This window comes from Micromonospora sp. NPDC050695 (genome assembly GCF_040654415.1).
In the GTDB taxonomy this organism is placed as follows: domain Bacteria; phylum Actinomycetota; class Actinomycetes; order Mycobacteriales; family Micromonosporaceae; genus Micromonospora.
In genome coordinates, this window is record NZ_JBFAHZ010000005.1 from 117,485 (window position 1) to 131,003 (window position 13,519).

General features: G+C 70.3%; 14 protein-coding genes. 8 read left to right on the forward strand and 6 right to left on the reverse strand.

All coding sequences use genetic code 11. The features are described from left to right. Positions 1-51: 51 nt before the first annotated feature. From AB0H52_RS05550 to AB0H52_RS05565, 4 genes are all read right to left on the reverse strand, one after another. Positions 52-1,095, reverse strand: coding sequence for a S8 family serine peptidase (locus tag AB0H52_RS05550; protein WP_225854570.1), 1,044 nt, complete (start codon positions 1,093-1,095; stop codon positions 52-54). Between the two features lie 122 nt (positions 1,096-1,217). Continuing rightward, on the reverse strand, positions 1,218-2,594 hold the full coding sequence (locus tag AB0H52_RS05555; protein ID WP_151490582.1) for a hypothetical protein: 1,377 nt from the start codon (positions 2,592-2,594) through the stop codon (positions 1,218-1,220). Continuing rightward, the gene (locus AB0H52_RS05560) at positions 2,591-3,040 is read right to left on the reverse strand and encodes a hypothetical protein (protein WP_151490581.1); all 450 of its coding nucleotides are present in this window, start codon (positions 3,038-3,040) and stop codon (positions 2,591-2,593) included. The genes AB0H52_RS05555 and AB0H52_RS05560 overlap by 4 nt, the downstream gene beginning before the upstream one ends. 87 nt (positions 3,041-3,127) lie before the next feature. Then, positions 3,128-3,322 (reverse strand): acyl-CoA carboxylase subunit epsilon, encoded by a 195-nt coding sequence (locus tag AB0H52_RS05565; RefSeq protein ID WP_151490580.1) that lies wholly within the window; start codon positions 3,320-3,322, stop codon positions 3,128-3,130. 90 nt (positions 3,323-3,412) lie between these two features. Here AB0H52_RS05565 and AB0H52_RS05570 point away from each other — a divergent pair, with 90 nt between their 5' ends. Next, positions 3,413-5,419: a protein kinase gene (locus tag AB0H52_RS05570; protein WP_357945442.1), complete on the forward strand. Its 2,007-nt coding sequence runs from the start codon at positions 3,413-3,415 to the stop codon at positions 5,417-5,419. 65 nt (positions 5,420-5,484) lie between these two features. Beyond that, positions 5,485-5,712: a hypothetical protein gene (locus tag AB0H52_RS05575; protein ID WP_151490578.1), complete on the forward strand. Its 228-nt coding sequence runs from the start codon at positions 5,485-5,487 to the stop codon at positions 5,710-5,712. Between the two features lie 82 nt (positions 5,713-5,794). Here the strand turns inward: AB0H52_RS05575 and AB0H52_RS05580 are convergent, their stop codons facing one another. Next, positions 5,795-6,547 carry a GH25 family lysozyme gene (locus AB0H52_RS05580; RefSeq protein WP_151490592.1) on the reverse strand — a complete coding sequence of 251 codons (753 nt, stop codon included), beginning with the start codon at positions 6,545-6,547 and terminating at the stop codon, positions 5,795-5,797. Positions 6,548-6,958: 411 nt separating this feature from the next. On the opposite strand from AB0H52_RS05580, the gene AB0H52_RS05585 reads away from it, so the two are divergent. The 4 genes from AB0H52_RS05585 to AB0H52_RS05600 all read left to right on the forward strand — a co-directional run bounded on the left by AB0H52_RS05585 (position 6,959) and on the right by AB0H52_RS05600 (position 10,148). Further along, the gene (locus tag AB0H52_RS05585; RefSeq protein ID WP_151490577.1) at positions 6,959-7,702 is read left to right on the forward strand and encodes a M50 family metallopeptidase; all 744 of its coding nucleotides are present in this window, start codon (positions 6,959-6,961) and stop codon (positions 7,700-7,702) included. Positions 7,703-7,724: 22 nt separating this feature from the next. After that, positions 7,725-8,708, forward strand: coding sequence for a 2-dehydropantoate 2-reductase N-terminal domain-containing protein (locus AB0H52_RS05590; protein ID WP_151490576.1), 984 nt, complete (start codon positions 7,725-7,727; stop codon positions 8,706-8,708). A 62-nt stretch (positions 8,709-8,770) separates the two neighbouring features. After that, positions 8,771-9,271 (forward strand): sigma factor-like helix-turn-helix DNA-binding protein, encoded by a 501-nt coding sequence (locus tag AB0H52_RS05595; protein WP_151490575.1) that lies wholly within the window; start codon positions 8,771-8,773, stop codon positions 9,269-9,271. Then, positions 9,264-10,148: a hypothetical protein gene (locus tag AB0H52_RS05600; protein ID WP_357945447.1), complete on the forward strand. Its 885-nt coding sequence runs from the start codon at positions 9,264-9,266 to the stop codon at positions 10,146-10,148. Before AB0H52_RS05595 ends, AB0H52_RS05600 begins: the two co-directional genes overlap by 8 nt. 112 nt (positions 10,149-10,260) lie before the next feature. On the opposite strand, the gene AB0H52_RS05605 is transcribed toward AB0H52_RS05600, so the two are convergent. Beyond that, positions 10,261-11,844 (reverse strand): acyl-CoA carboxylase subunit beta, encoded by a 1,584-nt coding sequence (locus AB0H52_RS05605; RefSeq protein ID WP_357945450.1) that lies wholly within the window; start codon positions 11,842-11,844, stop codon positions 10,261-10,263. Positions 11,845-11,928: 84 nt separating this feature from the next. Here AB0H52_RS05605 and AB0H52_RS05610 point away from each other — a divergent pair, with 84 nt between their 5' ends. After that, positions 11,929-12,804, forward strand: a complete 876-nt coding sequence (locus tag AB0H52_RS05610) for a biotin--[acetyl-CoA-carboxylase] ligase (RefSeq protein WP_357945453.1) — start codon at positions 11,929-11,931, stop codon at positions 12,802-12,804. Positions 12,805-12,909: 105 nt separating this feature from the next. Then, complete coding sequence (locus tag AB0H52_RS05615) at positions 12,910-13,482, forward strand: PH domain-containing protein (RefSeq protein ID WP_151490571.1); 573 nt, start codon at positions 12,910-12,912, stop codon at positions 13,480-13,482. Positions 13,483-13,519 lie beyond the last annotated feature (37 nt).

The following is a 13,519-nucleotide window of genomic DNA, read 5'->3' on the forward strand; positions in this document are numbered from 1 at the left end:
TCGGATAGCGCGATTTCAATGAACACGAGTTGACCAGAGCGGTTGGCCCGATTAGCGGCTGATTCTGGGCGGTGGATCGTCGCCGCGCCGACGACGTCGCGCCACCAGCGCCCAACCGACACCAACGGCCACGATCACAGCGAGAGTGACCACTCCACGAGCCGTCGCGCCAGCACCGTCGTCGCCCGGTCGGGCGCCAGCCGTCGTACTCGCCCCAGCACCGGCCGGAGCGCTAACCGATTCAAACCCCAGCGGAGGTACGTCTGCCGTCAGGGCCGCCACAAGATCGATCAGTCCGTACCCGTACTCGTCGTCACGGCCGGGCGGCCCCTTGTCGACAGCCGTGGCCGTGAGTCGATGCGCCACCTCCCGAGCCGGCAGGTAGGGGTACTTCGACCTGATCAACGCCGCCGCCCCCGCCACAATCGCCGTAGCGCTCGAAGTTCCTGTGCCCTTCGAGTACTTCCCGTCGTAGCTGGTGCTGTAGATGTCGACCGCAGGGGCGACCACATCGATCTCCGGCCCGGTGACCGAGACAGCAGCGTGCTGTCCGGAGCGATCGATACCACCAACGGCAATCACGCCTTCCTCGCTGGCCGGGTAGGAAACAGGCTGGTGCGGCACGTTTCCTGCTGCCGCCACGACGATAATATTCGCTGCCAGTGCGGCATCAACTGCCCGAACGAGACGTGGTGTCGATGCGCCTCCACTTGATACGTTGATAACCTGGGCCCTGCTTGAAGTGGCATATTCGATAGCCGCAGCAAGATCGTCGGCCTCCCCTAAATTGTCAGGGGTGGAGGACATTATGGGAAGTATTTTAGAGTGCGGCGCAATGCCAAGTGCGCCCGCTCCATCTGACCCGCCGTGTGCGGCGATTAATCCCGCCATGCTTGTCCCGTGGCTGTTCGAATCCTTTTGGCCATTGCCTGAGCCGCCGGCGACAATATCAATTCCTGTCAGCAGGTTATAGCTCAGGTCGGGGTGGGGATCCACGCCGGTGTCGGGCACAGCGACGACAACCCCATCCCCCTTGCTGATCTGCTGCGCCTGGGCGACCTTCAGGTACGACAGATGCCACTGATCGGCGCGAATTCGATCGGCTCCCGCGGGCGTCGGAGCGGTGTGGGTGGAACGTGGGGAAATTTTCGTCGTCAGCCCAATGAGTGGAAGTTGCAATACCAGCGCAACTGCCGCGAACTTGACCAAGATTGACATTAGCGGTTGAAGCCGATAGTGGGGCCTGGATCAATAGGTCCTTCGTCCTCGGGTGGCCGGACCACCGGCGGTACGCCGGTATCGGTCTCCCACGGATGATCAGGGTCCCAAAGGGATGCATTGTTGCCTGCCTCCCCTCGACCGTTCGGCCGAAGAGAGTTCGACTGAACGCCAGGGAGACTCGCCGGTCCAGGTGCACCGCCCATGGGCGGGGTGCCTTGTGCCGCTGACAAGCCTCGACCTAATCCGGGGCGCGAACCCGCTCCTCCGCTCGGTGCCGTGCCTGCTCCGCCGCCGCCGATGACGCCGCCGATTGGGTTGATACGGCGGGGAGGGTTGTTGGCTGCTCCAGGTTGACCCAGGCCCATACCTGGCATGCTCCCGATGAGGCCGCCTGGTGGCATGGGGCGGTTGGACGCCGGTGGCGATGAGCGATGTGCAATGTTATCGGCCCCAGTCGGCGGTCCGGTAAGTCCAGGGCGCTGCGGCGTCAGGTCGCCAATGGGTCGGACTGGAATGCCTGATGCCAGGCCTGGCGGGGCGGTCGGTGGCGCAAGCGGAAGGGTCGCGGATCCGGGTGAGATTGGGCTCGTCGTGCCCGGCGTTAAAGCCGAACTCGTTCCTCCCAGCACAGGCCCCAGCCCGGGAGGAGTCTGAGCGGGCGTCGGCCCTAAGGAAGGTGCGTTGCGTGTCTTCGTCGGCGAGATTGGCGGTGCCATCGGTACGGCCACGACGGGAGGAATGACTGGGCCTTGCGCGCTCGCGCCGTAAGTATCCGGGTCGTTGGGCTGATGGCCTGGACGCGGAGGTGGTGGGGGTGGTTTTTGGAGGGTTGCTTGGGCTTGCTGGAGTTCGCCGCTGAGGCCGAACATCATGCCCCGGGCCTGCACGTTCAGCCGTTCCAGTTCCGCGTCGGAGACAGGTGGCTCGGTGACCCGGCTGCCCATGATGGCCTTAGGGTCGGCGGCGGTGGCGTCGTACGCCTGCTTTTGTTGGAGTTTGGCCGCGTACTCCTCGTAGATCTTGCGGAGTGCGGCGCGGGTGGTGCCGATGGCCTGGGTGGCGGCGGACAGCGCGGTGTAGTTGGCTGCGGCGGCGTCGTGGGTGTGCCGCACCTTCTCGATGAGTTCGTCGAGTTGGGCCAGGTACGTGCCGGAGGCGGCGCTGGTCTCCGGCGGCCAGGCCGAGGCGAGACCGCGTCGGTATTCCTGGAGTCGGCCGAGGTGGATCTGTGCGAGGTCGCAGACCTTGCGCCAGCCGGCCACCTGTTTCCAGTGGTTGGCGGTGTCGTGGTCCTGGAGGCACGCCCACATGCTGTTGACGTCCATCAGCTGCCAGTCGGTGCCGGCGGTGCGGCTGTTGCCCCGTTCGTTCATGGGAGCACCACCGGGCCGGTGGGGTCGCTGAGCATCGGTGTGGGCGTGGGTGTGTGGGGCAGGATCGTGCCCGGGTCGGCGAGGGCCTGTTGGACGTCGACCACTCGGGCGGCGGAGAAGGCGTCGGTGTCGGCGTACTGGGTGGCGACGCGGTCGGCGGCGGCGGCGAGGTGGCCGGTGGCCCCTCGGACGGCGTACACCATGTCGGCGGTCGCCTGCTGTGTCTCGTGGTGCGCGTGCAGGAAGGTGACCAGCTCGACGAAGGCGTCACAGGGGTTGGGTATCTCGGCGGACATGTCGGCGGCGATGTACGGCAGGTGCGGCGCGTAGTTGCGTTCGACCTCGGCGGCGAGTTGGTCGGCGAACTCCCGGAGTTGGCGGATGTCAGCCTCGATGCCGCCGTAGTTGCGCAGCCAGGGCGCTGGCCCGTCTTCTTCGGGGATCATCGATCCTCCTCACCGTCACCACACCACTTCCCTGAGTGAGGTTAACGGCTCCCCGCGACCCTGGCAGCCCCCGCCTGGCGGGTCGTGTCAGCGGGGCAGGCCAGCGGTGCGCCAGGTGCCGCGATTGGCCGGCCGGGCGCTGCGGGCCCAGGCCGAGGTGGCCGTCGGAGCGGGGGTGGCGGCCGGGCGGGACCGGACGACGATGGCACCCACCAGGGCGGCCAGCTCCTCCGCGGTGGGTACGCCGCGGACGACCCGGAACAGCGGCTCTTCGGCAGACATGCCGCCAGGGTACGCGGCCGGAAGTTACGGGGAACGCACAGTGGCGTGCCGGCGGTGTGACCGTCGGCGGGTCCGGGTACCGTCTCACCGATGTCGAACGCGCTTCCCCAACTCGTCGCTGACCGATACCGGCTTCTGTCGCCGCTCGGCCAGGGCGGCATGGGTCGGGTGTGGAAGGCGCGCGACGAGGTGCTGCACCGGGACGTCGCCATCAAGGAGTTGGTGCCGCCGCCCGGTCTCACCGACGAGGAGCGCCGCGAGATGCGGGAACGCTCGCTGCGGGAGGCGCGGGCCATCGCCCGGCTCAACCACGCCAACGTCGTCCGCATCTTCGACGTGCTGCGCACCGACGGCGATCCGTGGATCGTCATGGAGTACGTGGCGTCGAAATCGTTGCAGGACACGCTCGCCGAGGACGGCCCGGTGCCGGTGGCCCGTGCGGTGGAGATCGGCCTCGGTGTGCTGGGCGCTCTCAACGCGGCGCACAAGGCGGGCGTCATGCACCGCGACGTGAAGCCCGGCAATGTGCTGCTCGGCGACGACGGCCGGGTGGTGTTGACCGATTTCGGTCTCGCCACCATCCCGGGTGACCCGAACGTCACCCGTACCGGCATGGTCCTCGGTTCGCCCGCGTACATCTCGCCGGAGCGGGCTCGGGACGGCACCGCCGGTCCGGAGGCCGACCTGTGGTCGTTGGGCGCGACGCTGTACGCGGCGGTCGAGGGCAAGTCGCCGTACGCCCGGCCGTCGGCGATCGGCACCCTGGCCGCGTTGGCCACCGAGCCGATCCCTCCGCCGAAGAACGCCGGCCCGCTGAAGGCCGTGCTCAACGGGCTGCTGCGCAAGGACCCGAACGAGCGGATCACCGCCGAGGTGGCGGAGCGGCTGCTGCGCCGCGCCGGGGGCAAGCGTTCGCGCGGGATCTCACTGCTTGATGGCGTACGCCGGCCTGGGCCGAATGGTCCGCGCGAGCCGCGCCTGCCGGTGGTGCCTGCCCCGCGACCGGCCGAGAGTGTCGACCGGCCGGTGTCGCCGCCGCCGGCCGCCGCCGCGACGTCTGCTGCCGCCGCGGCCCCCGCTGCCGATGCCGCGCCGACGGACGTCGTTCCCTCCGGTGCGGAGGCCGGCCCGACCGCTCTGGTGCCGGCCGAGCCGACCGCCACGATCGACCGCCCGGCGTCCTCCGACGCCGGCTCGACCGATGCCGAGCCGACCGCGAAGGTCACGGCCGCGCCCGACACGAGCGGCGACGGTACGACTGACGCCGACGGTACGACGAACGACGACGAGCCGACGGTTGTCGACGGTCCGCCGGTGGCTCCGGAGCAGCGCAAGCCGACCACGCCGACGTCGCTCATGCCGCCGGTGAGCCCGGCCGGTCGTGCGGCGGTGCTTCCGTCGGACGGTACGAAGCCGAACAACACCCGACGCAACCTGCTCGTTGGTGCGGTCGTTGCGCTGCTGCTGATCGGCCTCGTGGTGGTCGTGCCGTTGCTGACCAATGGCGACGACGACAAGAACCCGCAGGCCGGCGCGACCGGGGCTGCCGCGACGTCGGCGCCCGCGCCGACCTCCGCTGCCGCGCCACCGCCGCCTACCAGCGGTGCCCCGAGTCCGTCCGCCTCGGCCACCCCCTCGGTCGACCCGAACGCGCTGCCGGCGGGCTGGAAGCTGCACAAGGACCCGGCCGGCTTCGCCCTGCCGATCCCGGATGGTTGGGTGCGTAGCCAGGTCGACAGCAACACGGTCGTCTTCAACCAGTCCAACGGGCCGGGAAAGCTGCTCGTGCAGTGGACCTCCACGCCGAAGAAGGATGCGGTCGCGGACTGGCGGGAGCAGGAGCCAAACCGCGCGAGTCGCGTCAACAACTACCAGTACCTCAGCATCAAGCCGTGCAACTTCTGGAAGACCTGCGGCGACTGGGAGTGGCTGGAGACCCGGGACGGGCAGCGGATCCACGTCCGCAACCGGGGGTTCGTGACGGCCAGCAACCGCGGGTACGCCCTGCGGTGGGAGATCGCGGAGAAGGACTGGCAGGCCAACCTGCCGAACTTCGACCGGATCGCCAAGGGTTTCGTGCCCGACCGTAAGGACTGAAACTCATTCGCATGACCTTCCGTCGTCCGGGGTAATTGACCTTCGACGACGGAAGGAGGCACGACATGGGTTACCGACGGAGGGATGCCCGGCCCCGGCTGGCACTGTGGATGCTCGTCGCGTTCGGCGACGCGGTCCTGCTGCTGGTCGCCGCGGGGATTCCGGCGCTCATCGCGCTGCTCAGCGTCGTGACCGTGGCCGTCTGCGGGGTTGGCGCGTGGCGGCTGACCAGGCGGGCTGCGCTGGCCTCGGAGGAGACGAGAGTGCCGGCGATGAGTCGGCGGAGGGCCTGACCCGTAGCCGATGGTGTGGCGGCAGCCGGACCGATTGTCGACCGTGTGGTGACCGTCGATCCCGCTGCCGCCAACGGCTCGATCAGGTGTTGTTGGCCAGCGCGATGAGCCGGCTCCGGTCACCGTTCCAGTAGTTGCGGTCCACGTTGCCGCTGATCCCGGAGACGGAGCCCGTGCTGGTGTACTGCCAGAAGCTCCACACCGACGCACCGGCCGGCAGGGCGCCCGGCGTGCTCGACCAGCGGGCCAGCCAGAGCGGGTGGTTGGCCCACGGGCCGGTCCAGCTGCCGGTGCACTGGTTCCACCAGCTCGTGGTGGTGTAGATGACCGCGTACCGGCCGGTGCGGGAGCGGTAGGTGTTCAGGAAGTCCTGCACCCAGTTGCGCATCCCGGTGGTGCTCAGGCCGTAGCAGTAGCCGCCGCTGTACGGGTTGGCCTCGATGTCCAGCGCCGCCGGCAGGGTGCGGCTGTCCGCGGACCAGGCGCCACCGTTGGACGCCAGGTAGGCGGCCTGGGTGGAGCCGGCGGAGATGTTCGGTCGGGCGAAGTGGTACGCCCCGCGGATCACCCCGGCGTTGTACGAGTTGACGTAGTTGGCGTTGAAGTTCGGGTCCTTGTAGCTGGTGCCCTCGGTCGCCTTGATGAAGGCGAATTCGATGCCCGCGTTGCGGACGCTGGTCCAGTTGATGGTGCCCTGGTAGCGGGACACGTCGACGCCGGCGGTGGTGGCCGCGGCAGCCGGTCCGGCGGTCGCGACGAGGGCCGCCGCCGCGGTGGCGAGGATGGTGAGGCCGGCCGCGAGCACGCGGCGCAGCGGTGACTGGGTACGGGCCATGAGTGCCTCCAGGAACGGCGTTCTATTGACGCCCATCTTTGGAGGTAACTGCCCTAGATCGCAAGGGCTGCTGAAGAAAGTTTCATCGACGGGCGTCGGTCGCCCCGGTGGCCTGACTCGAACTGATCAGCGCAAGGTGCCGGGGTCGAGCTGCCAGCGGAACGGCTCGACGACGGTCAGCGTCTCGCCGGGCTTCGCCACCTGGTCCTCGACGTAGTGCTCGCCGTCGAGCCGGTACAGGCGCAGCGAGTGACCGTCGCCGTCCTGCTCGACCAGCAGGTACCAGGGGATGCGCGCGATGTGACCTCATCTGCAATCACCTCTGCCTTCATGGCCCACCCGACCCGTCTCGGAAACCACGAGCCGGTGCCCCGGGAGCGACACGGAACGCCGCCGGTAGGCTCGCGCCCCATGATGTCGATCGACGGGCTGGGCGATCTGTGGGACACGTTGTTCGGCGCGCAGCCGGACCCGCCCGCACTGCTGGTGCTGATCACTGCCGCCGTGGCGCTGGTGGTGGTGTCCACCCGACTGCCCTGGCGGATCGCCCGCAACGCCATCACCATCGCGCACGAGGGCGGGCACGCCCTCGTCGCCCTGCTCACCGGCCGCAAGCTGCGGGGCATCCGGCTGCACTCGGACACCTCCGGGCTGACGCTCTCCGCCGGCCGACCCACCGGTCCGGGCATGATCCTCACCCTGCTCGCCGGCTACATCGCCCCGCCGCTGGTCGGGTTGGCCGGTGCCTGGCTGCTCGGCGGCAACCGGATCACCCTGCTGCTCTGGGTGGCCGTGGCGCTGCTGCTCGCCATGCTGATCATGATCCGCAACGCCTTCGGGGTGGTGTCGTTGCTGGTCACCGGCGCGCTGGTGTTCGCCGTCTCCTGGTACGCCACGCCGCAGGTGCAGGCCGCGTTCGCGTACGCCGGGGTGTGGTTCCTGCTGCTCGGCGGGGTGCGGCCGGTGGTGGAGCTGCAACGGCTGCGCTCGCGCGGCCGGATGCCCGCCTCCGACGCTGACCAGTTGGCCGGGCTGACCCCGTTCCCGGCGTTCTTCTGGGTGCTGGTGTTCGCCCTGATCAACCTGGTCGCACTGGTCACGGGCGCCCTCCTGCTGGCCGGCCCCATCCTCACCGACACGGGCCCGACACTCTGACCCCACCGGGCAGAATGGGGCCATGCGATATGTGATCATCGGGGCGGGCGCGGTCGGCGGGACGGTTGGCGTACGGCTGGCTGAGGCTGGTCGGGACGTGACCCTGGTGGCACGCGGGGCCCACTTGGACGCGATCCGCGAGCGGGGTCTGACCCTACGCCGGCCCGACGGTGACGTGACCGCCCGGCTCGCCGCCGTGGACGGTCCCGGTGATCGTCCGTTGCCGGCGGACACGGTGCTGGTCCTCACGGTGAAATCGCAGGACACCGCCGGCGCGCTGGCCGCCTGGGTGGACGCGCCGGTGGCCGGGGGCGGTACGGCGGGTGAGCGTCTGCCGCTGGTCACCGCGCAGAACGGGGTGGCGAACGAGCGGGCCGCGCTGCGGCTCTTCGCCGACGTGCACGCGGTCTGCGTCTGGCTGCCGGCCACCCACCTGAAACCCGGCGTGGTGGTGGCCAACGGCTACCCGCATCCGGGGATGCTCCACATCGGACGGTACCCGGGCGGCACCGACGACACCGACCGGGCGGTCGCCGACGACCTGACCGAGGCCGGGTTCGTCGCACCGGTGCGGGACGACGTGCTGCGCTGGAAGTACGGCAAGCTGCTCAACAACCTCGGCAACGGTCTGCAGGCGCTGCTCGGCCGCGACATCCCGGAGGCGCTGGCCGAGCGGGTACGCGCCGAGGGCGTCGCCGTACTCGCCGCCGCGGGTGTCGCGCACACCTCCCCGGAGGAGGAGAAGGCTGAGCGCGGCGACCTGGTCGGGCAGCGCCCGGTGGACGGCGAGGCCCGTTCCGGCGGCTCCACCTGGCAGAGCCTGGCCCGGGGCGCGGGCTCCACCGAGGTCGACCACCTCAACGGGGAGGTCGCCCTGCTCGGCCGGTTGCACGGCGTACCGACGCCCGCGAACGTGGCCGTGCAGAGGGCGGTCCGACGGGCGGCCCGGGAGCGGATCGCGGCCGGCGCGTTCCCGCTCGCCGAGCTGGAGAAGATGATCGCCTGACCGGGGCAACCGACGACCCCGCCCGGCGCGTGTTCCCTGCGACCGACACGGGGAGGTAGCGGGTGCCGGACGTCGACGGGTTCGACGAGTTCTACCGGGGGAGCCGGCAACGGCTGCTCGGGTTCGTCTACGCCCTGACCGGCGACCGGGTCGAGGCTCAGGACGCCGTGCAGGAGGCGTACATCCGGGCGTGGCAGCGCTGGTCGACGGTCAGCGGGTACGACGACCCGGAGGCGTGGGTGCGGGTGGTGGCCAGCCGGGTCGCCGTCAGCCGGTGGCGCAGCCTACGCAGCCGCGCCCGGGCGTACCTGCGGCACGGGGCCACCGAGACCGTTCCGGGGCCGGGTACCGACACCGTCGAGGTGGTCGCCGCGTTGCGCCTGCTTCCCGAGGAGCAACGCACCGCGATCGCCCTGTACTACCTGGTCGGCATGCCGGTCGCCGACGTGGCCCGGGAGACCGAGGCGCCGGTGGGCACGGTGAAGGCCCGACTGTCCCGGGGGCGCGCCGCGCTCGCCGGCCTGCTCGCCGTCTCTGATCTGGGGGAGGCTACCGATGCATGACGACCTGGCATTCGTCGAACGGATCCACCGGGACCTCAACGATGTGCGGTGGCCCGAGCCGCACGAGATTCGGGCCAGGGCCCGGCGGCGCAGCCGTCGTACGGTGGCGATGGCGGCGGTCGCGGTGCTCGTGGCGGTGACCGGCCCGGCGTACGCCATGACGGCACGCCCGGCGGCGCCGCCCGTTACCGCCCTGCCGGCGCCGACCCACGGCTCCGTCCGGGCGGATATCCCACTGGACTCCCTGCTGAGGGCCACCGACGTGCCGGTGGAGAGCGGCGTCCAGCTCGGCGATGCCGGTCTCGGCGAGGTCATGCGGTTGGACCCGCTGCTCATGAGGTGCGGCGGCGAGCGCGGCCTGCCGATGGTCGACTCGTACTCCCGCTACAGTCGATCGCTGACCCTGCTGTCGCCGACGGGTGTCGGAGGTGCGGCGGCGAAGGGGGTGCTCAGCCAGGACGTGTACCGGGTCGATTCGGCGGTGGGCAGACAGTACTTCGGTCAGCTGAGGACGATGCTTGTCGCCTGCCGTGAATGGCGTCCCGTCGGGAGCACCATGCCGGACCGCGAGTCGGTGCCGCTGGAGACCGTGCACTCCTGGATGGTGCCGGCGACCGACTTCGCGGGCGACGAGTCGATGGTCGTGCGCCACGAGTCGAGCGCGACCCCTGGCCGGGGCGACGGACGGACGTTGGAGCCGGCCGAGGCGACCGTCGTGGTCCGGGTGGGCGACCTGGTCACGGTGCTGGTGACCGGTCCCGGCCTCGTCGTGGGCCGGGTCGACGGAAGCGAATCCACCCTGGGGTACGCGGACCTTGAGGCCCTGGGCCGCACCGCCGCCCAGCGACTGTGCGCCGGCGCCAACCCGCCCTGCTGACCTCGGCCGCGGCGATTATCCGCGCACCTTCACGGATGTTGCTGCCTCCCGGCGCCCGGAGGCAGCACGTTCCCGATAGTTGCGCGGATCAAGCGAGCAGGGTCGTCGCGGATCAGAGCGGGATGTTGCCGTGCTTCTTCGGGGGCAGGGTCTCCCGCTTGGTACGCAGGATGCGCAGTGCCCGGACGATCTGGGTCCGCGTCTCGTGCGGCGGGATCACCGAGTCGATGTACCCACGTTCGGCCGCCACGTACGGGTTGGCCAGGGTGTCCTCGTACTCGGCGATCTTCTCGGCGCGGACCGCAGCCGGATCCTCGGCGCCGGCCAGCTCGGAGCGGTAGAGGATGTTCACCGCGCCCTGGGCGCCCATCACCGCGATCTGCGCGGTCGGCCAGGCGAAGTTCAGGTCGGCGCCGAGGTGCTTGGAGCCCATCACGTCGTACGCCCCGCCGTACGCCTTGCGGGTGATCACGGTGACCTTGGGGACGGTCGCCTCGGCGTACGCGTAGATGAGCTTGGCGCCCCGGCGGATGATGCCGTCCCATTCCTGGCCGGTGCCGGGCAGGAAGCCGGGCACGTCCACGAAGGTCAGCACCGGGATGTTGAACGCGTCGCAGGTACGAACGAATCGCGCGGCCTTCTCCGAGGCGGCGATGTCCAGGGTGCCGGCGAAGTGCATCGGCTGGTTGGCGACCACACCGACCGGGCGTCCCTCGACCCGGCCGTAGCCGACCACGATGTTCTGCGCGTAGAGCGGCTGGACCTCCAGGAACTCCCCGTCGTCGAGGATGTGCGCGATGACCGTGTGCATGTCGTACGGCTGGTTGGCCGAGTCCGGGATCAGCGTGTCCAGGGCCCGGTCCTCGTCGGTGATCTCCAGGTCGGCGGGTGCCTCGAAGACGACCGGCTCGTCGAGGTTGTTCGACGGCAGGTACGACAGCAGCGCCTTGACGTAGTCGACCGCGTCCTCCTCGTCGGTGGCGAGGTAGTGCGCGTTGCCGCTGCGCGAGTTGTGGGTGCGGGCGCCGCCCAACTCCTCCATGCCGACGTCCTCGCCGGTCACCGTCTTGATCACGTCCGGGCCGGTGATGAACATGTGCGAGGTCTGGTCGACCATGACGGTGAAGTCGGTGACCGCCGGGGAGTAGACCGCGCCGCCGGCGCAGGGCCCCATCACCAGCGAGATCTGCGGGATGACGCCGGAGGCCCGCACGTTGCGGAAGAAGATCTCGCCGTAGAGGCCGAGCGAGACGACACCCTCCTGGATGCGGGCGCCACCGGAGTCGTTGATGCCGACCACCGGGCAGCCGATCTTCATGGCGAGGTCCATCACCTTGACGATCTTCTCACCGAACACCTCGCCGAGGGAGCCGCCGAAGACCGTGAAGTCCTGCGCGAACACGCAGACCTGCCGCCCGTCGACCGTGCCGTAGCCGGTGACCACGCCGTCGCCGTAGGGGCGGTTGCGCTCCAGCCCGAAGGCCGTGGACCGGTGCCGGGCCAGTTCGTCGAGTTCGACGAAGGAACCCTCGTCGAGCAGCATCTCGATCCGCTCGCGGGCGGTCTTCTTGCCCCGGGCGTGCTGCTTCTCGACCGCGCGCGCCGATCCGGCGTGCACCGCCTCGTCGACCCGGCGCTCCAGGTCCGCCAGCTTGCCCGCAGTGCTGTGGATGTTGGTCCCGGTCTCGGTAGTCACCCAGGGAATATAACGATGGTTCAGGTGGACGCGGCTGTGCAGTACGCCTCAGTGCCGCTCCGGTCACCGCCGTAGGCTGGCGGGATGTCGGGCTCCCCGTACACCGATCTGGACCGCCCGCCGCTGTCGGCGGCCCGGCTGCGGCGCGCGCTGGTCGCGCCGAACGGGCCGTGGGCCCGGCTGGAGTTGCACGCCGAGACCGGCTCCACCAACGCCGACGTGGCCGAGGCCGCCGCGGCGGGTGAGCCGGAGGGCCTGGTCGTGGTCGCCGAGCGGCAGACCGCCGGGCGCGGCCGGCGCGGCCGGGTGTGGCAGTCGCCGCCGCGCGCCGGCATCGCGACGAGCGTGCTGCTGCGGCCCGGCGAGGCCGTGCCGGACCGCGGCTGGCCGGCGGCGCCACCCACGGGGTACGGCTGGTTGCCGCTGCTCGCCGGCGTCGCGCTGGTGGAGGCGGTGCAACGGCTGGCCGAGCTGGACGCCACCCTGAAGTGGCCCAACGACCTGCTGATCGGCGACGCCAAGTGCGCGGGGGTGCTCGCCGAGGCGGTGCCCGGGCGTTCGCCGGCCCAGCCGCCGGCCATCGTGCTCGGCGTCGGGCTCAACGTGACGCTGCGCGCCGACGAGTTGCCGGTGAACCCGACCGGGCTGCCGGCCACCTCACTGCAACTGGCGGGCGCGGCGGCCACCGACCGGGATCCGCTGCTGCGGGCGCTGCTGCGCTCGGTCGCCGACTGGTACGACCGCTGGCGTGTCGCCGGCGGGGACGCCGTGGCCAGCGGGCTGCGCGACGCCTATCTGGCGGCCTGCGCCACGGTCGGCCGTGAGGTGCGCGTCCTGCTCCCCAACGGCGAAACCCAGACCGGCACCGCCACCGGAGTGGACCCGGACGGCCAGCTGATTCTCACCACCCCGACGGGCGACCGGACCCTGACCGCGGGTGACGTCCTCCACCTGCGCTGACGGTGCGGCCCTCCCACCCTTTGGTGGGGGCCGCGTGGCGGATGTTGTGGTGGGGCTTGGGGGGTTTACCGTCTGCGCGTCGAGAAAATGGCGTTGGAGGTTGTCGTGGCGTTTCCCGAAGACGTGCTCACCAAGGACGAGCACGTCGTGCTGCACCTGCATCCGCACTGGAAGGCCCTGATCCGGCCGATCGTGGTGCTGGTGCTGGCCATCGCCGCGGTGGTGGTCGGCGTGCTCCTGCTGCCCGAGAGTGGCGGCGGTTCGATCGCCCTGGCCGTGATCGGGGTCATCGCCCTGGTCGCGGTGCTCTGGCTCGGTCTGTGGCCGTTCCTGGTCTGGCGTACCACCCACTACCTGTTCACCAACGAGCGCGTCCTGCTGCAGCAGGGTGTCTTCTCCCGGGATCGACGGGACCTCCCGCTCACCCGGATCAACGACCACTCGATGAACCAGCACTTCTTCGAGCGGCTGCTCGGCTGCGGCACGCTCACCATCGAGTCGGCCGGCGAGCGCGGCCAGTCGGTGCTCGCCGACGTGCCGGGCGTCAGCCAGGTGCAGACCGCCCTGTACGAGCTGGTCGAGGCGCAGCACGACAAGCACTCGTTGGGCGACGGGGAGATGCGCGACATCCTCGCCGACATGCGCGAGGGCAAGCCGCTGCGCGACACCACGACCTGATCCCGAACGGCTGAGATCGTTCCGGCGTACGCGCGCC